18 protein-coding genes are annotated in these 22,502 nt (G+C 37.9%); 11 read left to right on the forward strand and 7 right to left on the reverse strand.

The features are described 5' to 3' along the window. Window positions 1-236: 236 nt before the first annotated feature. Window positions 237-1,076: an HDOD domain-containing protein gene (locus B5D82_RS12390; protein ID WP_081151926.1), complete on the forward strand. Its 840-nt coding sequence runs from the start codon at window positions 237-239 to the stop codon at window positions 1,074-1,076. A gap of 87 nt (window positions 1,077-1,163) precedes the next feature. Here B5D82_RS12390 and rdgC read toward each other — a convergent pair whose 3' ends face one another. Both rdgC and B5D82_RS12400 read right to left on the reverse strand, forming a co-directional pair. After that, window positions 1,164-2,084 carry a recombination-associated protein RdgC gene (rdgC, locus tag B5D82_RS12395; RefSeq protein WP_081151928.1) on the reverse strand — a complete coding sequence of 307 codons (921 nt, stop codon included), beginning with the start codon at window positions 2,082-2,084 and terminating at the stop codon, window positions 1,164-1,166. A gap of 115 nt (window positions 2,085-2,199) precedes the next feature. Beyond that, window positions 2,200-3,951 (reverse strand): sensor histidine kinase, encoded by a 1,752-nt coding sequence (locus tag B5D82_RS12400; RefSeq protein ID WP_081151929.1) that lies wholly within the window; start codon window positions 3,949-3,951, stop codon window positions 2,200-2,202. Window positions 3,952-4,284: 333 nt separating this feature from the next. Here B5D82_RS12400 and B5D82_RS12405 point away from each other — a divergent pair, with 333 nt between their 5' ends. The 4 genes from B5D82_RS12405 to B5D82_RS12420 all read left to right on the forward strand — a co-directional run bounded on the left by B5D82_RS12405 (window position 4,285) and on the right by B5D82_RS12420 (window position 8,908). Continuing rightward, entirely contained in the window at window positions 4,285-5,211 is a 927-nt protein-coding gene (locus B5D82_RS12405) for a porin (RefSeq protein WP_081151931.1), read from the forward strand. A gap of 240 nt (window positions 5,212-5,451) precedes the next feature. Continuing rightward, the gene (phoB, locus tag B5D82_RS12410; protein WP_081151932.1) at window positions 5,452-6,153 is read left to right on the forward strand and encodes a phosphate regulon transcriptional regulator PhoB; all 702 of its coding nucleotides are present in this window, start codon (window positions 5,452-5,454) and stop codon (window positions 6,151-6,153) included. 10 nt (window positions 6,154-6,163) lie between these two features. After that, window positions 6,164-7,459, forward strand: coding sequence for a phosphate regulon sensor histidine kinase PhoR (phoR, locus tag B5D82_RS12415; protein ID WP_081151934.1), 1,296 nt, complete (start codon window positions 6,164-6,166; stop codon window positions 7,457-7,459). A gap of 489 nt (window positions 7,460-7,948) precedes the next feature. Further along, window positions 7,949-8,908 (forward strand): PstS family phosphate ABC transporter substrate-binding protein, encoded by a 960-nt coding sequence (locus B5D82_RS12420; RefSeq protein WP_081151935.1) that lies wholly within the window; start codon window positions 7,949-7,951, stop codon window positions 8,906-8,908. Window positions 8,909-9,139: 231 nt separating this feature from the next. On the opposite strand, the gene B5D82_RS12425 is transcribed toward B5D82_RS12420, so the two are convergent. The 5 genes from B5D82_RS12425 to B5D82_RS12445 form a co-directional block, all read right to left on the reverse strand. Next, entirely contained in the window at window positions 9,140-9,637 is a 498-nt protein-coding gene (locus tag B5D82_RS12425) for a glycine cleavage system transcriptional repressor (RefSeq protein WP_081151937.1), read from the reverse strand. Window positions 9,638-9,673: 36 nt separating this feature from the next. Further along, the gene (locus tag B5D82_RS12430; RefSeq protein ID WP_081151938.1) at window positions 9,674-10,033 is read right to left on the reverse strand and encodes a PilZ domain-containing protein; all 360 of its coding nucleotides are present in this window, start codon (window positions 10,031-10,033) and stop codon (window positions 9,674-9,676) included. Between the two features lie 107 nt (window positions 10,034-10,140). Continuing rightward, window positions 10,141-11,820, reverse strand: a complete 1,680-nt coding sequence (gene ettA / locus B5D82_RS12435) for an energy-dependent translational throttle protein EttA (RefSeq protein ID WP_081151940.1) — start codon at window positions 11,818-11,820, stop codon at window positions 10,141-10,143. Window positions 11,821-11,948: 128 nt separating this feature from the next. Beyond that, window positions 11,949-13,241, reverse strand: a complete 1,293-nt coding sequence (locus B5D82_RS12440; RefSeq protein ID WP_081151941.1) for a sensor domain-containing diguanylate cyclase — start codon at window positions 13,239-13,241, stop codon at window positions 11,949-11,951. 697 nt (window positions 13,242-13,938) lie between these two features. Next, entirely contained in the window at window positions 13,939-14,433 is a 495-nt protein-coding gene (locus B5D82_RS12445; RefSeq protein ID WP_081151943.1) for a CBS domain-containing protein, read from the reverse strand. A 317-nt stretch (window positions 14,434-14,750) separates the two neighbouring features. On the opposite strand from B5D82_RS12445, the gene B5D82_RS12450 reads away from it, so the two are divergent. The 6 genes from B5D82_RS12450 to B5D82_RS12475 all read left to right on the forward strand — a co-directional run bounded on the left by B5D82_RS12450 (window position 14,751) and on the right by B5D82_RS12475 (window position 22,393). After that, on the forward strand, window positions 14,751-16,880 hold the full coding sequence (locus B5D82_RS12450) for an ABC transporter permease subunit (protein WP_081154481.1): 2,130 nt from the start codon (window positions 14,751-14,753) through the stop codon (window positions 16,878-16,880). A 15-nt stretch (window positions 16,881-16,895) separates the two neighbouring features. After that, window positions 16,896-18,533 carry a phosphate ABC transporter permease PstA gene (pstA, locus tag B5D82_RS12455; protein ID WP_081151944.1) on the forward strand — a complete coding sequence of 546 codons (1,638 nt, stop codon included), beginning with the start codon at window positions 16,896-16,898 and terminating at the stop codon, window positions 18,531-18,533. Window positions 18,534-18,632: 99 nt separating this feature from the next. After that, the gene (pstB, locus tag B5D82_RS12460; protein WP_081151946.1) at window positions 18,633-19,469 is read left to right on the forward strand and encodes a phosphate ABC transporter ATP-binding protein PstB; all 837 of its coding nucleotides are present in this window, start codon (window positions 18,633-18,635) and stop codon (window positions 19,467-19,469) included. Window positions 19,470-19,518: 49 nt separating this feature from the next. Then, on the forward strand, window positions 19,519-20,211 hold the full coding sequence (gene phoU, locus B5D82_RS12465) for a phosphate signaling complex protein PhoU (protein ID WP_081151947.1): 693 nt from the start codon (window positions 19,519-19,521) through the stop codon (window positions 20,209-20,211). 196 nt (window positions 20,212-20,407) lie between these two features. Next, window positions 20,408-21,088 carry a TIGR00153 family protein gene (locus B5D82_RS12470; RefSeq protein WP_081151949.1) on the forward strand — a complete coding sequence of 227 codons (681 nt, stop codon included), beginning with the start codon at window positions 20,408-20,410 and terminating at the stop codon, window positions 21,086-21,088. Between the two features lie 9 nt (window positions 21,089-21,097). After that, window positions 21,098-22,393, forward strand: coding sequence for an inorganic phosphate transporter (locus B5D82_RS12475; protein ID WP_081151950.1), 1,296 nt, complete (start codon window positions 21,098-21,100; stop codon window positions 22,391-22,393). Window positions 22,394-22,502: the final 109 nt, after the last annotated feature.

Consider the following 22,502-nt stretch of genomic DNA (forward strand, 5'->3'; position numbering starts at 1 on the left):
CGGCGTTATAAAGTTTATAAGTAGCATAACTACTGACTAAATTTTATGCCTTGTAATTATCCATTTCCCCTCATGAAAAAGTAGAACACTTAATTAATCAAATTAATGGTATTAGGTGCTTTTGTTGAAACATTTAGTTATAAATAGGGGGCATAAAAATTATACTTTTAATTGCTTAAATTTCAATGTACTGTATTAATCGCTGTGTATATTAACGTTAATATTAAGGAAAATTTATGGGCGCTGAAAACGCACTCTACATCATACTCGTCGAAAAAATTAGACAAGATGCGTTAGTGTTACCTACCTTACCAGAAATCGCTTTGAAAGTTAGACAAGCCGCAGATGATCCAGAAATTAGCTTAGGAAAAATGAGCGAAATTATTAGTCATGATGCAGCGTTATCATTAGGTATGTTGAAGGTAGCGAACAGTGTTGCATATGGGCGAGAAGTTAAGACTGACTCAGTTAGTAAAGCAGTAACTCGTATTGGCCTAAGACAAATTAAAAGCATAGCTACGGCAATGGCAGTTGAACAAATGTTTATATCTGATAACCGTGTTATTTCTGAATATATGCAAAGTTCGTGGCGAAAAACTGTAGATGTTGCTTCGGTTGCAATCGCACTGATGACGAGATACATACAAAAAAACAAACAGACACCACTGACACTTGAGACTTTAACCTTAGCTGCGCTTATACATAATATTGGCATATTACCAATATTAACCGAAGCGGAAGGTCACCCAACGGTATTTGCCAAACCAGCATTTTTAAATAAAGCTATTAATAAGTTTTCCCATGTTATTGGTGCTGAAATGACAAAAGCTTGGGGATTTTCAGAAGATTATACTGAATTAGTGTTGTCATGGAACGATTTGAGCTTTTTGCCAAAAGATGTGCATTATATTGACTTCATTCGAGCCGGAGCTGTGTATCATGAAATTTTTAAAAATGAGTCGACAAGAGATTTTTTACTTAGAAGCTATGTTGATAAAGGTATTTTACCCAAGCTAAATTTTATGGCATCAGCAGAGTTTAGTGACGTGTTAGTAAAAGCTAGATCGATGTTTTAAGATTTCATAGCCTAAAAGCTATATTTAAATAAATATACTAAAAAGGCGCTATTTAGCGCCTTTTTTAACAACTTTAAATGAGTAATGTTATGCTTCTAAATAATCACTCGCTTTAAGTGAAAACTCAGCTAATAAGTTGTCTATAAAGCGGTTTAACTCGCCTGCCATCAGGGCAAAATCAGCATCAAGTTTAGCAACAACGTCGTCACTATCTAGATCGTCATTTTGCTCTTGAATAACGTCATAAAACTTAAGGCGTTTAACTGCCAAGTCGTCACATAATATAAACGACAATGATTCATCCCACTCTAGCGCAACTTTTACCACATATTTATCGGCATCTAAATGTGCTTTAATTTCTTCGCTAGTGAGATCTTGGTTTTTAACTCTCACGACTGCACCGTCATCGCCTAAAGCGTTAAATTCTGCTTCCATACCTAATTGAAAGTTAGCACCTAAGTTACTTTCTACTAACCATTCAGTCATTAATTCATCAGGGGCTTTTTCTGGTGACGGCGTTGTTACTGGTAAAGTACCAAGCGATTTGCGTAAAAGTGCTAAAAAGTCTTCAGCTTTGCCTCGACTACTGGTATCGATAACAATAATGTTATGAACAGAGTTGATATAAGCACGCGTATCGCTATAGCGAGAAAATGCGCGTGGTAGTAATTCAAAAATAATATCTTCTTTAAACTGTTCTTTCTCTTTTTTAGTTGCGCCGCGTGATTGTTCTGCTTCTAATTGCGCTACTTTTTGCTCGATCATGTCTTTTACAACAGGAGCGGGAAGAATTTTTTCTTCTTTACGTGCACATAACAAGTAATTACCGTTTACCGCGTGGACAGTTGTGTCGCCATGCTTACCTAATGCATTTACCCAACCAAAATGAGATTGTTCAGTTGAGGCACAAGGGGTAAATAAATGCTCAGATAATTGTTTCTCTAAATCTTCTTCAGAACATTCAAAAGGGCGAGTAAAGGCAAAAAAGTATAGGTTTTTAAACCACATTAAAATAATCCTATGCCCTATAAAAGTGGGCGAATAATTGAAAAACGAGGGCTATATTAACGTACTTACTTGCATCACGCACGCCTTAAACTAATCGAGGTAAATTATTGTCCACTCATCGCAGATTATCAAACTTGATATCGTAAATCAGGCCTTTTTCTAGTGTTGAACTGGCACTGACACTCCCATTTAAGGTGTCGTTTACTAAGTTATGAACTATGTGTGTACCTAAGCCTGTACCACCTCTATTTCCTGCTGTGGTGTAAAATGGGTCAAAGAGATGTATTAATTGTTCTTCAGATACACCATGGCCGTTATCTTGATATATAACATGAACATGTTGACCGTTTATCTTTACTAATATGGTGATTTCACCGTTATTTATGTCTTTAAAGCCATGAATGACTGAATTTATGATCAGATTGGTAAAAATTTGAGAAATAGCGCCGGCATGGCAATATATTTCAGCGTCATCAGGGCAATCTACCTTAATGCTATGATTAGTTTTTTTTAGTTTTGGCTGCAATGAATGAATGATTTCATCAATATACTTAGCCAGATTGACCTGCCGAATTTTTTCACTGATTTGGTCGGCCGCAACTTGCTTATAGCTAGAAACTAATTCAGATGCACGTTCTAGGTTATTTAAAACTAAATTAAGCCCTTGCTCAGAATGCTCGGTAAAGTCATTAAGCACTCGTTTGGAGAGTTTATTATCTTCTATGTCAAGTTTCAGCTTAGTGAGTAAATCTGCCAGGTAAGACGTGGACGTAATACTGACACCTATTGGAGTATTAATTTCATGGGTTACTTCTGCTGACATATTACCGAGCACCGCCATCTTTTCAGCGTCAAGTAAACGCTCTTGCGCTTTTTTTAATTCGATAATAGAGCTTTTTAACTCGTGATTTGTTTCTAGTAGCGTTTTTTCTGTCATGCTTCTGCGAGTATTTTCTGCTTGTAGTTTAGCTTGTTGATCTAATAACTCACGTTGCTGCATTTCCATTTTCAACATGGTGGTACTAAGTGAAGATGTTTTACGAGCTACTTCTTGTTCAAGCATCAAGTTTTGTTCATCTAATTTACTGTTAGCGGATATAATTTTGCTTTGCGCTAAAGCGAGCTTTTCTTTATAAGCGACCAGTTCATCAATTAAATTATTGTAGGCATTTTGCAGAATGTTTAATTCGTTATTTTCATAATTAATTACATGCAGTTTAGAGGCTTCAGGATCATCGATGTCGAATTGGTTGATTTGTTCTGTCAGTTCATTAAGGGGGTTAGTTAATAGGCTTGAAAATGCTAAGGAAAACAATAGGACCAGAGCGGCTGTTTTCACCATTGCATTGCCGATAAGAAAATAAATCCCCACTTGTATTCGGTTAAAAATAACCTCATTGCTCGATAATAGGGTGACTGAGCCCACTCTAGTAGTACGACCTGAAAATTCAAATATTAATGGGAAGCCATGACCAAATAAACCTGAACTATTAGAGCTAACGTTAAAATATTTACGGTTATCGCCTTCGTCGTCAATCGATTCTAGGAAAAGGGTTTCTTTATCAGCTGCTACACCCAATTGGGCGATAAGCTGATTATTTTCATCAGTAATCGTAATACCTTTAATCATTGGAATAGCAACTAAACCTTCCGCTATTGTGACGGCTTGTTGGGTATTAAGCTCCCATACTGCACGGGTTAAACTGCCACTAAAGGTTTTTTCAAGCGTTAATAGCTCATTAGCAATGTGATTTTTGGTATTGATGTACTCAGCACCAATCTGCACGCAAGTTACGATAAATGTCAGGACAAAGTAAAATGACAATACACGAGTTAGTAATTTCCGAGACAGGCTAGTTGCTTTCATTAAATATTTCTTTTATTTAGTGTTTCTTGATTCTAGCGGTTTTCATTAGGGTTAAAAGTTTTTTATTTTAAATACAGCTACTTTTAATCAATAAATTAATAATTAGAGATATACTATCTTCTTAGCATCAATCATTAAATATACGGGGATGCCGATAATTTAGCCATAATTTAGATTAAAATCTTGCTGTAGTTACGAATAAAAATCAATATAAATTATGTTTTGCGTAAAATGGTGATAAATTTTTCTTTGGTGTCACAATAGTGTCATAAAGCTTTGGCAAACTAGCCGCAATTAATTTTTAGCCATACTTAAATTTATAAAGGTATCAAGATGAAATATACTTACAACAAAATCGCTGTCGTTTTACTGTCTTCTTTATCATTGTCGGCATTTGCAGCTGATGTTGAAGTTTACGGTAAAGCAAATCTTTCTCTGCAATCTTCTGATGAAGGTGAAGGATCGTTCACAGAAGTCAAAAGTAATGCTTCGCGCATTGGTCTAAAAGGCTCACATGATTTGGGCGATGGCTTAACGGTTATTTATAAAGCAGAGTTTCAAGTTGACTTAGACGGCGATAGTGACTCAGGTGATAGCATTACTGATCGTAACCAATATGTTGGTTTAGCGGGTAGCTTTGGTGAAGTTTTGCTTGGTAAAAATGACACTATGCTTAAACAGTCACAAGGTAAAGTTGATGTGTTTAGCGATTTAAATGGCGATATTAAAAGTTTATGGAAAGGTGAAAACCGCATGGCAGATACGCTTTCTTATAAATCGCCTAAATTTAGTGATTTTCAAGTAGGTATTACTTATATCGCTGAAGACGCCGTTGACGCAGAAGACGGGGTGTCGGTTGCGGTATTTTACGGTGATGCTAAATTAAAAAAATCTAAAATATTCGCCTCAGTTGCTATTGATTCTGACGTGAAAGGTTATGACATCACTCGTGCCACAGTGCAAGGTAAAGTGTCAGGTGTGGTCTTAGGTGCAATGCTGCAAACTCAAGAAAAGGTAGACGGCAGTGATGAAATGGATGGTTTCATGGTATCAGCTAAATACAAAATGGATAAACTCACTTTTAAAGGTCAATATCAAGCTGCTGACTTTAAAGGCGGCGATGATAAATCTGGTATTACTCTTGGTGCAGATTATTCATTAGCCAAAAGCACTAAGTTATATACCTTCTATACTACCTTTGATATGGACAGTGGCGAAGACCAAGACTACTTAGCTGCAGGTATTGAATATAACTTTTAATGTTGACGCTGCAACTCCGCTAATAATCGATATTTGTAGAGATTACGTTTAAGTTAATATTGTATTAAAGCCGCATTGAGCGGCTTTTTTCTTGCCTAATTGTTTGGTATCGTCGATCATGATGTTGGTCAATTTATAGTTGGACTAAGGAATTTTAAGTATATTTCTGCCGTTGTCATGAAACTGTCATATTTATTTATCACAATGTTCATTATGCGATTAGGCTATTAGGACGGATTCATGAATAGACAAATTTTAGTTGTTGAAGACGAAACGGCAATAAGAGAAATGATCACCTTTGTTTTAGAACAAAATGGTTTCAATGCCATAGAGGCTGAAACAATAGAACAAGCACAAGCAAAAATTAAAGAGCCTTATCCCGATTTGATTCTACTTGATTGGATGCTTCCAGGCGGTACCGGTGTCAAGTTAGCAAAATCATTAAAACAGAATGAGTATACACGCTCAATACCTATTATTATGTTAACGGCTAGAGCTGATGAAGATGATAAAGTAAAAGGCTTTGACGCCGGCATTGATGACTATGTTACTAAACCTTTTTCACCGAAAGAATTAATTGCACGTATTAAGGCGGTTATTCGACGTGTTGCACCAACCGCGTTAGAAGAGTCGATCGATTTTCACGGCATTACCTTAGACCCGGTAGCGCATCGAGTGACAATTAATGATAAAGCCCTTGAGCTGGGACCAACAGAGTTTCGCTTGTTACATTTTTTCCTAACCCATACTGAGCGTGTTTATAGCCGAGAGCAATTATTAGACAACGTATGGGGAACCAATGTTTATGTTGAAGATAGAACGGTTGATGTTCATATTCGACGTTTACGTAAGGCTATTTCAGGCGAGGGTCATGAAGAATTCATTCAGACCGTACGCGGATCTGGTTACCGCTTTTCGGGCAAAATTAAAACCTCAGGTTAATGGCTAGTATATGTATTTTCGTATTTCAGCTCGCACGCTTATAACACGTATTCTTGGGGTGCTTTTTGCCAGTGCTGTTGTTGGTTATGCACTTGGTCAAACATTTCTTGTCGTTTGTCTCGTTTCATTAGGTTTGCTTGCTTGGCATTACAGTCATTTATTTAAATTAATTCAGTGGTTGTGGCAAGGTAAAACAATTTCCCCCCCACAAGCCAACGGCGTTTGGGGCAGAATATATGATGGTCTTTATCGCCGAATTCGCAAACAACGTTTAAAGCAAAAGCAATTGAATCAGCGAATTAGAAAGTTTCGTGATGGCGCTGAAGCATTACCCGATGCGGCGTTAGTACTATCAAATGAACTCATTATATTATGGGGAAATAAAAAAGCTTCTCAACTTTTAGGTGTCCGTTGGCCGGGTGATGTTGGTCAACGTATTGATAATTTAATTCGCTTTCCAGAATTTTATAAATATTTGGAAGATGGCGATTACGATAGCCCATGCCTTATTGTTTCTCCAATTAACAACGAATTGCAGCTTGAACTGCGTATGATGACCTACGGCAGTGATCAAATTTTATTATTGGCTCGTGATATCAGTAAAATTCAACGTCTAGAAGAAATGCGTCGCGATTTTGTCGCTAATGTCTCTCATGAGCTAAAAACGCCATTAACCGTGGTACGAGGTTATGTTGAAATGGTGCAAGCAAGTGAAACTGCACTAGATCCTCATTGGAAAAAAGCTTTCACCACGATAGAAACACAAGTATCACGAATGGACAGACTAGTTGAGCAACTGTTGGTGTTATCAAAAGTCGAAAATAATGTCGATGGCGACAAACACCAGCAAGTAGATTTGTCACGTTTGATTATATCAATATTTGAAGAGGTGCAATGGTTAAATCAAGATAAAAATCATAGCATTACCAAAGATATATCGGCAAATTTAAGTATTAATGGCAATGAGCAAGAATTAAAAAGCGCCTGCTTGAATTTAATTACCAATGCTATCGCCTATACCCCAGCATGTGGCGTTATAGATGTATCCCTGCGTGATGATGGCAATAAAATACGCTTTAGTGTTAAAGATAATGGACCAGGTATTAAACCTGAGCATGTTAATCGTTTAACTGAACGTTTTTTCCGTGTCGATAAGTCTAGGTCACGCAATACCGGTGGATCTGGTCTCGGCTTAGCGATAGTCAAGCATGTGTTGAATCACCACCATGGTGAGCTTTCAATTGAGAGTGAATGGCAAAAAGGTAGTGAGTTTATTATCTGTTTCAGTCCTGAAATAGCTAAATAATACGCTTGTTAATATGCCTACCCGCATGACTAAACCTCATTGTCGGGTTATTTATCTACTGTACGGTTCAAATAATATATCTAAGAATAATAAAAGTCATTTGCAATTAATTTTACACTCATTATCTCTATAGTTTTGGCTACCAAATCTATCACTTAGCAAGGTTAAAATCTTATATACTTTGTGCCTATACACTTGTTCAACAAGCCAGTTTTAAACATAAAGCTCACTAGGGCTTTGGTATCTTTACTTTAAAATAAAATGCTTAACCTGGTACTCAAAAGCCCAACCTTCTGCAAGTAAACTTAAAGCTGATAGCGAGTGTTTTACTTTTTACTTTTAACTGAAAGCAGACAGCAGACAGCTATTGCTTTTCAACTGACAGCTTTTTTAGGTTTGTCATACAAGTGTCATAAACTTTACTTATTATTGTCATATTCACTTTCTATAGTGTTCTCAAATTAATTATATTTCTCATCGGAGAGTAACATGAGTTTAAAACGTACATTAGGCGTTATTGGTTTATCAAGCCTTATCAATTTTTCTGCATTAGCAGTCGATAATGATTTACCTACCTATAAGAAAGTCAGTGGTGTTTCAGGCAATGTCTCGTCTGTAGGCTCGGACACACTAGCCAATATGATGACATTTTGGGCGGAGGAGTTTAAACGTACTTATCCCAATGTTAATGTGCAAATTCAAGCCGCAGGTTCTTCAACAGCGCCACCAGCTTTAACGGAAGCTACATCTAACCTTGGACCTATGAGCCGTAAGATGAAGTCACGTGAAATTGAAGCCTTCGAGAAGCGTTACGGTTATAAGCCAACGGCTGTTCGAGTAGCAATTGATGCATTAGCGGTATTTGTGCACAAAGATAACCCAATTAAAGGTCTACGTATCGACCAAGTTGATGCGATTTTTTCTAATAACCGTAAATGTGGCGCGCTTAAAGATGTTGATCGCTGGGGCGATTTAGGTTTAACCGGTGACTGGACGGGTAAAGATGTACAGTTATACGGTCGTAATTCAGTATCAGGTACTTACGGCTACTTCAAAAAGAAAGCGTTATGTAAGGGGGATTTTAAAAATAGTGTTAATGAGCAACCAGGTTCAGCTTCTGTTGTTCAGTCAGTTTCTGCATCGTTAAACGGCATTGGTTACTCAGGTATTGGCTATAAAACATCAGGTGTACGAGCATTAGCACTGGCTAAAAAAGGTGAAAACTTTATTGAAGCTAATATGGAAAATGCCATTTCTAAAAAGTATCCATTATCACGATTTTTATATGTTTATGTTAATAAACATCCAAACAAGCCTTTAGCGCCTATGGAAGCTGAATTTTTGAAAATGGTTTTATCAAAATCAGGACAAAGCATTGTTGAGAAGGATGGCTATATTCCTTTACCCGCATCAGTGGTCGCCAAAGAGTTTACAAAGTTAGGTTTATAAAGTTTAGCGACTAAACACTTAGCGAAAAAATAAATAAAAAGTCCGGAATCAGTGATGATTTCGGACTTTTATGTTTAAGGTGATCGGTATGCTGCGGTCACATGACCGTTTCAAGCCTTCCTTGTTTTATGATATCAATGTCTCCATCCTCGTCGATGAATTGTCATTTTGTTTGTTCCATATTGAAACTAAGTACCTACGTCCATGTCAGCAATATTGCGACTTCTTAATCTATCGAGAAATATCTACCATCAGGTCATCAGCTAAGTTTTCAAGCGCATCAATCATGGGTTCTATATTGTTTTTATCAGCCGAAATCGTAACCTTTGCTTTGAATAATTCATGGCCGGCATGCGGAGCGCTTTCTTGTGTGCTAACCAATTTGAGTAAGTTGCCACCATGATGATGAATAGTTGAAGATATTTCTTGCACTATACCCGCTCTATCATTTGCTGTTAACTCTAAAACCAGTAAAGTTTCAGGTGTTGATGCTTGCTGTTGCACATGCTCAATTTGCATTTTAAAGCCAGGTAGTACAGTAAGTTTATCCGCTAAATCTGTCGCACTTTCAGCAGGCACTGCAATTTCGATAACACCGGCAAAAACTCCAGACATTTGATGCAAGCTTGATTTTTTCCAATTAGCTTTATGTTCGGAAATTAGATCGGACAAAACTTTTACTATGCCTGGGCGGTCAGCGGTGATAAAAGAAATAATAAGGTGATTCATGTTAAATCCTTTGAAATTTAGTTAGAGTTAAGAGTATTAAGTGTGGGTTAGTTGCGATAGCTCTTTATTAAATTGCTCATCGTCTGCGAGATTAAGCTCAATTAAACGCCGTAATAAACTAACACTGTCAATATCAATATTATTACAGCGAAGACCAATAATGTTAACTTCTTGATGGGCTACGGTGACATTCATTATGATTTTGGCGTCGAAACCGTTTAATTGAAATGACAAAACACCGCGCATTCCTTTGAGGGTTTCCCCCTTAGTGTCTAAGGAAAGCAGAGCGCCATTTAATGAGATATCAGTAATATTGACATTAAATATTTGCTGCTCTATTGCTAGTTCAGCCTGCAGAGAAAAAAGTATGCGAGTAAATTGACGTCTATTCTGCATGGTGTTTAATTATGGCAAAAGTGATTTATTCAGCATAGCTCGCTTTTAGTAAAAAGGCACCTTAATTAATAGATTAAGGTGCCTTTTTCTTGTTGTTAACTAATTAGTTAACCTATTTTTTTATATTTGATTCTATGTGGTTCAGCGGCTGCTGGACCATAAGTTTTCTTCAACCATTCTTCGTAGTCGGTATAGTTACCTTCATAGAAGTTGATTTGGCCTTCATCACGGTAATCCAAAATATGAGTAGCGATACGGTCAAGGAACCAGCGATCATGAGAAATAACCATGGCACAGCCTGGAAACTCTAATAACGCTTCTTCAAGTGCACGCAAAGTTTCAACATCTAAATCATTGGTTGGCTCATCAAGCAGCAATACATTACCACCGGTTTGCACAAGCTTGGCTAAATGAACACGGTTACGCTCACCACCAGATAAGTCACCAATAATTTTTTGTTGATCATTACCTTTAAAGTTAAAACGGCTAACGTAAGCACGACTTGGAATTTCAAAAGTACCAATTTGCAATACTTCATGGCCTTGAGATATTTCTTGATATACCGTTTTGCTGTTATCCATGTCATCACGGAACTGATCAACACTGGCAAGCTTGACGGTATCACCCAATTCTACCTGACCAGAGTCTGGCTTTTCAGCACCTGACATTATTTTGAATAAGGTTGATTTACCTGCACCGTTTGGCCCGATAATACCAACGATAGCACCTTTAGGAACGCTAAAGCTTAAGTTGTCAATGAGTACTCTATCGCCAAAAGATTTTGTTAAGTTATTCACATCTAATACTTTATCGCCTAGACGAGGTCCAGGTGGGATGTACAACTCATTTGTTTCGTTACGCTTTTGATGATCTTGACTATTAAGCTCTTCAAAGCGTGCCATGCGGGCTTTGCTTTTAGATTGACGTGCTTTAGGATTCGAACGAACCCACTCAAGTTCTTGCTTGATGGTTTTTTGTAGCGCACTTTCACTTTTACTTTCTTGCTCAAGACGAGCATTTTTTTGCTCTAACCAAGAAGAATAGTTGCCTTCATAAGGAATACCATGTCCTCTATCAAGCTCTAAAATCCAGCCAGCCACATTGTCTAAGAAATATCTATCATGGGTAATCGCCACAACGGTGCCGGGGTAGTCATGTAAGAATCGCTCTAACCAAGCTACAGATTCAGCATCTAAATGGTTGGTTGGTTCATCAAGTAGCAACATGTCAGGTTTTTGCAATAACAAGCGACAAAGTGCTACACGACGACGTTCACCACCACTAAGTACACCGATTTTTTGTTCCCAATCAGGCAAGCGCAAAGCATCGGCTGCTCGTTCTAATACATTATCGATATTGTGTCCGTCTTGGCTATTTATAATATCTTCTAATTGACCTTGTTCTTTTGCTAAGGCGTCAAAATCGGCTTCAGGTTCAGCGTATTCTGCATAAACTTGGTCCAAGCGTGCCATGGCATCTTTAACTTCAGAAACAGCCTCTTCAACAATCTCACGGACGGTTTTTGCTTCATCTAAAATTGGCTCCTGTGGCAAGTAACCGATGTTAGTACCAGCAAGTGCTTTTGCTTCACCTTCAAACTCAGTGTCAAGACCAGCCATAATACGTAGTAAGGTTGATTTACCAGAGCCATTGAGACCTAGCACACCAATTTTTGCACCAGGGAAAAAGGACAGAGAGATATCTTTTAAAATTGTACGTTTAGGAGGAACCACTTTTGAAACGCGGTTCATCGACATAATGAATTTATCTGGTAATGGTTGTGCCATGGAAAGCCTTTTTGAAACAGTATTGGAATGGTAGCTATTCTAGGTTAATAGCTACCTTGTTGGCAATGAGGTTTTGTTGGCTTGGACTTAATGTAGTGACAATTTATGCTGTTATTGCTTCGGTGCGATTAATCCATCAGATATACATGATTTCTACCATGTGATTTAGCTTTATATAAAGCACTGTCAGAGCGGGAATAGAGATCTTGAAAACAACTGTCGCTGGCTTTTATTACTGATACGCCAAGACTTATTTTTATGGGTAATTTAATATTGTTGTTAATTAATATTGGGTTTGTATCTAATAATTCACGTAATCTTTCCGCCGCTTGAAGGCTTTTAGACTGAGAGATGTTTGGTAGTAATATTGAAAACTCTTCCCCGCCAATACGGGCAAAAATATCTTCGGCTCTTATCGTTGGCGCAATTAATTGTGCAATTTTTATTAACACTTGATCACCAATAGGGTGACCATATTGATCATTAACAGCCTTGAAATGGTCTACATCTAAAGAGATAACAGCCATTGGCTGTTGGTGCCTTTTCGCTCGTTTGAATTCACGATTGGCATTTTCAAAAAAATAACGACGATTATAAATAGCGGTGAGTTCATCTGTATTAGCAAGTTGTTCAAATTTTTCTTTTAGTTGATATAGCTCAGTTACATCAGTAGAAAAGGCGACCATCGTTTGTAAATCGCCATTCAATTGAAAAGGCACTTTTGTGCTGAGATAATGATGAACCTTTTTGTCGGCATCTTCCAATGTTTCATTCATTACCATTTTTTCATTTTTTTCAAAAACGATTTTGTCACTTTTCCAAAAGTGTTCGGCATATTTTGGTGGAACCACGTCGTGATCGAATTTGCCAATAATTTCTTCTGCAGGAAGACCAATAAGCTCTGCAACACGGCTATTAACATAGCGATAGCGGCGCTCGGCATCTTTCATATAAATGTAGGCATCAACATTATTTAAAACGACGTCGAGTAAATGCTTTTGATTCAGATTATCTGTTTCTAGTGCTTTTTGCGCAGTAATATCGGTTGATATTCCAGAAAGGCCAATAACTTCGCCAATATCGTTGAATATAGGGTTTTTAATAACTTTATAGGTGAGGATTTTCCCCGTAGATTTAATGACATTAGTTTCTTCACTTGTTAGTGAAACCTTTTCATTGATAACCTTACGATCGTTTTCTAATAATTCATCCAGTATATCTAAATCAAAAAAATGGCTGTCGTTTTTACCTATAATATATTTCGCAGGCCGTTGAAACAAGGCTTCAACGTTGGCATTAACATAAGTATAGTTACCCGCTAAATCTTTACTAAAAACATATGAGCCGATGTTATCGAGTACACTAGACATTACTGATATTTGTTGCAATAACGACTCTGTATTATTAATTTTATTTGTCATTTGTGCATCCTATCACTGCTCTTTTTGAACCTAATTTCGATTTTCCATTCGACACTTGCTTTACAGGTTGCCTAAACAATCAGTGACTTGTCATGAAAAAACACTTCCCCTGAAGTTTCATGACAGTGATTTAATATCTGCTTTATGAAATTAAATTGCAAATAAAATTTACTGTGAGGCAGCTAAGCATAACTTAAGCTACAACTTCTGAGCTTTACAATATATTGATTGAAATGTAATAACTTAAAATTTTAGTATGTAGAGTTGAAGTATTAAACATGTCAATTCAACCGATAAACAATTTTTTAGTGTTGTATTAATTAAAATTTATAAAGCACAATTTATCAAGTGCAATTTATCAAGCGTCTTGTTGAATTCGATGTTTGTACCGTCGATATTCACTAGCTTGCTTTAATCGAGAGAGCTTAGCCGATCGTTATATATTGTATTTTCCCAAGATAATAAGTTCACTACCACCTTTGCCGCTGATGAAGTGACGACAAACTCCCCATGACAATTGATGAGCCATTGAGCTAGCTGAAAAGGAATATTATTCCTTGCTTCATCAGTTATAAAAAGTGTTAACTGAGCGATATGATGAGCAACCTGCATTTAAAAGCATTACTGAAACGAGTCCTATCTGGGCAAGAAATAAAGCGGCTTGCTCCATGTTATTTGTAACTCTTAGGCTTATTAATTACTTGTTGTCGATATCATCATGGTTGTCAGTATTGATAACTTTTTGGCTGTCGCTATGCGTTGTTAAGTTGTCATTAGTTTTTCGGCGATATTGCACCGCTATGACCTTGATGATATCGCGCCAAGTAATAATACCAACAGCTTGTTGATTTTCATTAACGACAGGAAGGCAAGATATTTTATGGTCATGAAATAGCAGTATCGCATCAGTTAAGCTTACTTCTTCTGTTGCGGTGATCAGATCCCGAGCCATGATCAAATGCACTTTTTTATTCAGTATAAAACTATCTTGTGGCGTTTCATTTCGAGTACCCACTGTGGGGCTTAAGTTTTGCCATAAATCACGGTCGGTAATAACCCCTGCTAACGTCGACTTATTATTGATTAATATGTGATGCATATTATGCTGTTCAAACAGCTTTTTAGCATTCGCTAAAGTATCATCCATATCTAAGGTTATTAATTTACGCTGCATCATTTGACTAATTTTCATGCCTTTACCTTTTTAAAAGTGCGCTGTTGTTTAAATAGTCTTAATCAATAAATCATACCATAACCAAGAATCAGCAGATTGCTACTTACTGTTTGCAAAAGTTTGAGTGATGACTTTGGCTAATTTGTGCTTGTCACAAAACTGTCATGTTAGTGCCTTATAATCGCTGCAGTTATAAAAATTATCATAGTTAAAGGTATTTTTAAGTGGCCATTGCTTCTAAATCAGCAAATTATCGCAAGGTAAAAAATTCATTAGCAAAATGGATTATTACCTTAGGCGGTATCAGTGTTTTATTTACTTTAGTATTAATATTCATGTATTTACTCTACGTGATAAAACCTATTTTTGAATCTGCAAAAGTTGAACATATCGCACAATTTGTGATTGACGAAGAATATAAGGTGTTAGCAACAGGGGTTGATGAATTAAAAGAAGTTGCTTATAGCATTACAGAGCAGGGCAATATTAACTTTTATCAATTAGTTGATGGCGGTGGTTATAAAGCTGGAGATAAAATACTTTCCAAGCAACTAACTGCTGACGGCGAAACTATTAAGCAGCTAGTTAATATCGGTCAAGACCAGAAACTACTGCTTGATAGTGCTGGTAACGTACAGCTTGTTGTCCCCAGCTTTTCTGCTAATTTTGACAGTGGTGAAAGAGTCATAATTCCAAGTCTTCGTTACCCATTAGGTAAAGGGTATTTACCACTCGATGAAAGTAACGTCGCACTAACCAAACTTTCGTTTGCTATGAATGATGAAAAGGCAATTTTCGTTGGTTTTACTGATGATAATCGCTTGATAAAAACAACCCTTCTAGCCGAAGACGATTTTAGTTATGACATTGCCTATGACGCGCAATATGAAGAAATTGACTACGCGGCGAAACAAATTAACGATATATTAGTTTCGCCCGATTTAGCCATGGTGTTTGTTCGCCAAGGAGATCAAGTCGCCGTGTTTTCATTAGATGACGATGAAGTAGAGCTAAAAGCGACCATTATTCCGCAACTTGCACAAAACAAATCAACACCAAATCATATTACCGCCATGGCGTTACTTTCTGGTGGTAGTTCGATTCTATTGGGTGACGACAAGGGCTCTGTAAGTCAGTGGTTTGAAGTGGCAACAGAGCAAGGGCGTGAGTTTAAAGAAATACGCCGTTTTAATGTCAGTGACCATGAACCTGTAGTCGCCATATATACTGAGCAATATCGTAAAAGCTTTTATACTGAAACACCATCGGGTGAAATGGGCATGTTTTATACCACCAGTGAAGCGGATTTATGGCGTGGTAAATTACATCAAGGTAATGCTCAAGCTTTTGCCATTGCGCCTCGTGCCGATGGTTTAGTGATGTTTTCTAACAATGAATTAACGCTTTTCTCTGTTGAAAACGAACATCCGGAAGTTACGTGGCAAGCACTTTGGGAAGAGGTTTGGTATGAAGGTTACCCTGAACCTGAGTTTATTTGGCAATCAACTTCAGGCTCTGATGATTTTGAAGCAAAATTCTCTTTAGTGCCGATTTCTTTCGGTACCATTAAAGCGGCATCTTACGCGATGATGTTTGCCGTACCTATTGCTTTAACGGCTGCAATATACACTGCTTATTTTATGACGCCAGGTATGCGCCGAAAAGTTAAGCCAACGATTGAAATGATGGAAGCGTTGCCCACCGTAATTTTAGGTTTCTTGGCTGGGCTTTGGCTGGCGCCAATTATTGAAATTTACTTACCTGCCATCTGTTTATTACTGATATTTATTCCGTCATCGGTATTTATTACCGCTTTTGCGTGGCATAAATTACCGCGAGAATACAAAACCCTTATTCCTGAAACATGGGCGCCAATTATTTTAATTCCCGCCATTTTAGTGGCAGCCTATGCGGCATTCGCGTTATCCCCAGTACTTGAATTACATTTGTTTGGCGGCGACGTTAGACAGTTTATTACCAATGATTTAGGTATTGATTTTGATCAACGAAATGCCTTAGTTGTTGGTATCGCGATGGGTTTTGCGGTTATTCCAACCATTTTCTCTATGGCAGAAGATGCAATCTTTAGTGTGCCTAAGCATTTAACCAGTGGTTCATTGGCCTTAGGCGCTACGCAATGGCAAACATTAATTAAAGTCGTATTACTGACCGCAAGTCCAGGCATATTCTCAGCCGTTATGATGGGGCTAGGGCGCGCCGTAGGAGAAACCATGATCGTGTTAATGGCCACCGGTAATACGCCAATTCTTGATTGGAGTATTTTCCAAGGCATGAGAACACTTGCAGCCAATATTGCGGTTGAAATGCCAGAGTCAGAAGTCGGTAGTTCTCATTATCGAATCTTGTTCTTGGCAGCATTTGTTTTATTTGTATTTACTTTTGTATTCAACACGCTTGCTGAGTTTATACGTCAGCGTTTACGTGAAAAATATAGCTCAATGTAAGGAAGGCGAAATAGTATGAATAATTGGTTTAAGTCTGGCTCGCCTTGGGTGTGGTTGTCAGCAGGCGGTGTCAGTATCAGTCTGATATCGGTTTTAGGTCTACTGTGGTTAATTGCCTCACGTGGTTTGAGTTATTTTTGGCCAGCAGATATTTATCAGTTCGATATGACTGATGAACAAGGGAAAAACTTAACGGTTATCGGTGAAATTTACGATAGAGAAAGTATACCAACATCACAGTTGGTCCATCTAAATCTCGATATTGATAAGTCAAAGGAGACAATAGAACGTCTATTAATTAAAACCGGTAACCGCGAATTAGTCAGTTTAGACTTTCGTTGGATTTTAGTACCACAAATTAATAAAACCTCATTACCTGAAGAACTTGTGGTGATTGAACGCCGCACCAATGGTAATTTCTATGGTTATATCGAAGAAATAATCCTCGATGGTAATGCTGTTGGTCAAGATAAAATGGCTGAACTGATCAAGCGAGTAAGTAACTTTCAAGCTGAAATGGAAGCATTACAAAAGTCTGATATTGGCGCTATAAATTATCAAATTGAACGCACACGATTAAAAGAGCGCAAGCATATACTTGATGACACGCTTACTACTGAGTTACAACAAGTATTTAGAGATAAAGTAGCGGGTTTAAAGGCTGAATATCAAGTGCTTGAAAAACAGCTAATGGCTTTACGTGAGAACATATCTCGTGACCAAATAGTTATGCGCGCTATGGATGGACAGAAGGTTACTATCAATTTTGAAGATGTACTACACGTTACTTTTAATAATAAACTTAGTGTGTTTGACAAACTACAATTGTTTTTCAGCCAAATAGCAGCCTTTGTAAGTGATGACCCGCGTGAAGCAAACACCGAAGGCGGCGTATTTCCGGCGATATTCGGGACGGTACTCATGGTGTTGTTGATGACGGTTATTGTTTCGCCACTGGGTGTAGTTGCTGCTATTTATTTACATGAATATGCAGGGAATAATGCCCTGACAAAACTATTACGTATCGCAGTAATTAACCTTGCTGGTGTGCCATCTATTGTTTATGGCGTCTTTGGTTTAGGATTCTTTGTTTACATGGTAGGCGGTAGCTTAGATCAATTATTCTATGCTGAAACCTTGCCGAGCCCAACGTTTGGTACACCAGGGGTAATGTGGTCAGCCCTTACCTTGGCTATTTTAACTTTGCCTGTGGTTATCGTGTCTACAGAAGAAGGGTTATCGCGTATCCCTTCTGCTATGCGACATGGAAGCTTGGCGTTAGGTGCCACTAAAGCTGAAACGTTATGGCGTATTATTCTCCCCATTGCCAGTCCGGCAATTATGACCGGCATAATTTTAGCCATAGCACGTGCAGCGGGTGAAGTTGCGCCATTGATGTTAGTTGGTGTGGTGAAAATGGCACCGAATTTACCCCTTGATGGTAACTTCCCGTTTTTGCATTTAGACCGTAAATTTATGCACTTAGGCTTTCATATCTACGATGTAGGCTTTCAAAGCCCGAATGTTGAAGCGGCAAGACCTTTGGTTTACGCCACGGCTTTATTATTAGTGACTATTATTGTTGCTTTGAATATGACGGCAGTATCGATTCGTAATCGTCTACGAGAAAAGTATCGTATGTTAGAGCATTAATATGCGCTGATAAAATAAAGCGATATAAAGATGATTTAGAAAGTTAAAAATGAACGGGAAGACATTCCCCTCTATTGAATAAGATTTAAAGAGAACACTATGATTTCTGTTACGCCAAAAAATTTATCAGATCCACTTTCACAACAGAGAGTTAAACTCGATCTTAATAACCTTTCGCCAGAGCAAGTAGCATTAGAAATTAAGAACCTAGATTTATACTATGGTGACAAGCAGGCATTGCAAAACATCTCAATGTCGATCCCTAAAGGTCAAGTCACAGCGTTTATCGGGCCAAGTGGTTGTGGTAAATCGACACTGTTACGTTGTATTAACCGGATGAATGATCTGGTTGATATTTGTAAAATTACCGGACAGATAAACCTGAATGGCGAAAATATTTATGACCGCCATACCGATGTAGCAGCATTGCGTCGTAAAGTGGGTATGGTGTTTCAACGTCCTAATCCATTTCCTAAATCTATCTATGAAAATGTTGTCTATGGTTTACGTATTACCGGTGAAAATAATCGCCGGGTATTAGACGAAGCAGCAGAAAATGCACTGCGCAGTGCTGCGTTGTGGAATGAAGTAAAAGATAGGTTACATGAAAGTGCTTTAGGGCTTTCTGGTGGTCAGCAGCAGCGTTTAGTGATTGCCCGTGCAATAGCTATTCAGCCTGAGGTGTTACTGCTTGATGAACCAACATCGGCACTAGATCCTATTTCAACATTAACCATTGAAGAGTTAATCAATGATTTAAAGAAACAATTTACTGTGGTTATTGTTACCCATAACATGCAACAAGCGGCACGTGTTTCAGACCAAACGGCCTTTATGTATATGGGCGACCTTATTGAGTATAGTGACACTAATACCTTGTTCACCACACCAATGAAGAAGAAAACAGAAGATTACATTACTGGCCGTTACGGTTAATGCAATTAATCAGAGTAAGCTAAATTGACGATAAACAGAGGATTTTACCGTGGATAATTTAAATATTGGTCGTCATATTTCTGGCCAGTTTAACGAAGACTTAGAACGGATCATTAATCATGTGATGCATATGGGCGGCTTAGTTGAAAAACAGTTAACTGACGCACTAACATCGGTTTGTGATGCTGATGAAGAGTTAGCAAAAAAAGTGCTCAGTAACGACTATCTCATTAATAATGCAGAAGTAAGTATTGATGATGAATGTACGCGCATTATTGCTAAGCGTCAGCCAGCTGCGGGCGATTTACGTTTAGTAATGGCGATTGTAAAAACGATAACAGATCTAGAGCGCATTGGTGATGAAGCGGGTAAAATAGCTAATGTGACCTTAGAAAGTTTATCAGGTAAGCACAAAGACCTGTTATCCAACTTAGATAACTTGGGTCGTCACGTGTTAACTTTTTTACAAGCGACTTTAGATGCATTTACCCGCATGGATTCTGATGCGGCGGTGATAGTACATAAAAGTGATGATAAAATTGATCGAGAATATGAAGCGCTTATGCGTCAACTAATGACTTATATGATGGAAGATCCACGTTCTATTCCACAAATAATGAGTGTTATATGGTCAGCACGCGCATTAGAGCGAATTGGGGATCGTTGTCAAAATATTTGTGAATATATTATTTACTTTGTTAAAGGTAAATCTGTTCGCCACACCACACCTGAAGATTTTTAATCATTATCTTGAAACTTAATACTTTACTAAATTAGCTTTACTCAGTTAATAAGGTATATACTTTTAAGTGAACTGATAATAACTAATCATTCTATAAACAGCCGTTATCTTGTTATAAAGCCTTTGAATTAATTTTCAAATGCTTTAATATCCGCGGCGAATAAAAACAAAGAGCATAAGCTCCTGGAAATTAATTATGGCCAGAAACTCAATCATTGGCATATTTGCAAAGTCGCCAATTAAACCTTTAGAAAAACACATTCGAATAGTACATAAATGTTGTAGTCAACTTGTACCTTTCTTCGCAGCAGTTACTGAAGAAGATTGGAGTGCCGCAGGAAAAATGCGTACTAAAATCTCTAAATTAGAACGTGATGCTGATGACCTAAAACGTCAAATTCGTTTAGAACTTCCGGGTGGTTTATTTATGCCGGTTGATCGCGCTGATTTATTAGAGTTATTATCTCAACAAGACAAAATTGCCAATCGCGCAAAAGATATTGCAGGTCGTATCTTTGGCCGCAAATTAACAATTCCCACCGAACTGCAAGAACAGTTCATCGCTTATGTAGCACGAAGTATCGATGCTGCTGAAAAAGCCGCCGATGCAATTAATGAATTGGATGACTTACTAGAAACTGGATTTCGTGGTCGTGAAGTTGAATTGGTTACTAAAATGATCAGTCAACTTGACGAAATTGAAGATGAAACTGATGGTATGCAAGTTAAACTACGTAAAGATCTATTAAATATTGAAAAAGACTTAAATTGCGTAGATGTAATGTTTTTATATCAGATCATCGATTGGATTGGCGACTTAGCTGATCTTGCCGAGCGTGTTGGTGCACGTTTAGAAATTCTTTTAGCTAGAAAATAAGGCTTACTCATGGAAATAATACTATCTCATGGCTCAACGTTAGTCATGATCGCCGCTGCTGTTGGTTTTTTTATGGCATGGGGCATAGGTGCAAACGATGTTGCTAATGCAATGGGAACTTCAGTTGGTTCAAAAGCATTAACAATTAAGCAAGCCATAATCATTGCAATGATTTTTGAATTTGCTGGCGCATATTTAGCGGGTGGTGAGGTTACATCAACCATACGTAAGGGCATTATTGACCCAGCGCAGTTTATTGATATTCCTGAGCTATTAGTCTTTGGTATGATCTCTGCGCTACTGGCAGCCGCTACATGGTTATTAGTGGCGTCTGTCTTAGGCTGGCCCGTATCAACAACGCATTCAATCGTTGGTGCTATTATTGGCTTTGCTGCCATTGGCGTAAGCCCTGATACTGTTGCTTGGGGTAAAGTCGGCGGGATTGTAGGTAGTTGGGTTATCACACCGTTAATTTCAGGTGTTATTGCTTTTATTATATTTAATAGCGCACAAAAGCTTATTTTTGATACCGATAAGCCATTAGAACAAGCTAAACGTTATGTCCCTTTTTACATGTTTTTAGCGGGCTTTGTATTGTCGTTAGTTACGATTAAAAAAGGCTTGAAGCATATTGGTTTAGAGAATATCAATTTAGGTTTCTATAACTTTGAAATTGCTGGTGCTGGTGGTTACTACCTCGCAATTTTTGTTGCGGTTATTGTTGCAATTATAGGTAAGTATTTTGTTACTCGCCTTAAGTTCGATGAAAAAGCCGATAAAACTACGCATTATGCTAATGTTGAAAAAGTATTTGCTGTTTTAATGGTAGTAACGGCTTGTTGTATGGCATTTGCCCACGGTTCAAATGACGTTGCCAATGCTATTGGGCCATTAGCGGCTGTTGTGAGTATTGTTGATAACGGCGGTGAAATTGCGAAGAAAGCTACGCTAGTTTGGTGGATATTACCACTAGGCGGTTTAGGTATTGTTGCAGGTCTTGCGTTGTTTGGTCATCGTGTTATTGCCACTATTGGTAAAGGCATTACGCACTTAACACCCAGTCGTGGTTTCGCGGCTGAGTTAGCAGCAGCATGTACCGTTGTTATTGCTTCAGGCGCTGGCTTACCTATTTCTACCACTCAAACCTTAGTAGGTGCTGTGTTAGGTGTAGGAATGGCGCGTGGTATTGCAGCAATTAATTTAGGTGTAGTACGTAATATTGTTATCTCTTGGGTGATTACATTACCAATAGGTGCAGGTCTTTCAATTATCTTCTTCTGGATAATGAAAGCGATATTTAGTTAATACATTCGCTAAATAGACTTTAAACGAAGCCAGTATTTATACTGGCTTTTTTATGTACAGGATGTACGGTATATCGCGGGTGCAAGGATGCACAGTAGCGTGTATGTAC

The sequence above is a fragment of the Cognaticolwellia beringensis genome, from assembly GCF_002076895.1.
GTDB classification, from domain to species: domain Bacteria; phylum Pseudomonadota; class Gammaproteobacteria; order Enterobacterales; family Alteromonadaceae; genus Cognaticolwellia; species Cognaticolwellia beringensis.

Coding starts and splice junctions, on each gene's coding strand:
- B5D82_RS12440 (WP_081151941.1), bottom strand. CDS start 13,241: ATGACAAATAAAATTAATAATACAGAGTCGTTATTGCAACAAATATCA.
- B5D82_RS12390 (WP_081151926.1), top strand. CDS start 237: ATGGGCGCTGAAAACGCACTCTACATCATACTCGTCGAAAAAATTAGA.
- phoB (WP_081151932.1), top strand. CDS start 5,452: ATGAATAGACAAATTTTAGTTGTTGAAGACGAAACGGCAATAAGAGAA.
- B5D82_RS12445 (WP_081151943.1), bottom strand. CDS start 14,433: ATGAAAATTAGTCAAATGATGCAGCGTAAATTAATAACCTTAGATATG.
- ettA (WP_081151940.1), bottom strand. CDS start 11,820: ATGGCACAACCATTACCAGATAAATTCATTATGTCGATGAACCGCGTT.
- B5D82_RS12420 (WP_081151935.1), top strand. CDS start 7,949: ATGAGTTTAAAACGTACATTAGGCGTTATTGGTTTATCAAGCCTTATC.
- B5D82_RS12470 (WP_081151949.1), top strand. CDS start 20,408: ATGGCCAGAAACTCAATCATTGGCATATTTGCAAAGTCGCCAATTAAA.
- B5D82_RS12405 (WP_081151931.1), top strand. CDS start 4,285: ATGAAATATACTTACAACAAAATCGCTGTCGTTTTACTGTCTTCTTTA.
- B5D82_RS12425 (WP_081151937.1), bottom strand. CDS start 9,637: ATGAATCACCTTATTATTTCTTTTATCACCGCTGACCGCCCAGGCATA.
- phoR (WP_081151934.1), top strand. CDS start 6,164: ATGTATTTTCGTATTTCAGCTCGCACGCTTATAACACGTATTCTTGGG.
- B5D82_RS12400 (WP_081151929.1), bottom strand. CDS start 3,951: ATGAAAGCAACTAGCCTGTCTCGGAAATTACTAACTCGTGTATTGTCA.
- rdgC (WP_081151928.1), bottom strand. CDS start 2,084: ATGTGGTTTAAAAACCTATACTTTTTTGCCTTTACTCGCCCTTTTGAA.
- B5D82_RS12430 (WP_081151938.1), bottom strand. CDS start 10,033: ATGCAGAATAGACGTCAATTTACTCGCATACTTTTTTCTCTGCAGGCT.
- B5D82_RS12450 (WP_081154481.1), top strand. CDS start 14,751: ATGTATTTACTCTACGTGATAAAACCTATTTTTGAATCTGCAAAAGTT.
- pstA (WP_081151944.1), top strand. CDS start 16,896: ATGAATAATTGGTTTAAGTCTGGCTCGCCTTGGGTGTGGTTGTCAGCA.
- pstB (WP_081151946.1), top strand. CDS start 18,633: ATGATTTCTGTTACGCCAAAAAATTTATCAGATCCACTTTCACAACAG.
- B5D82_RS12475 (WP_081151950.1), top strand. CDS start 21,098: ATGGAAATAATACTATCTCATGGCTCAACGTTAGTCATGATCGCCGCT.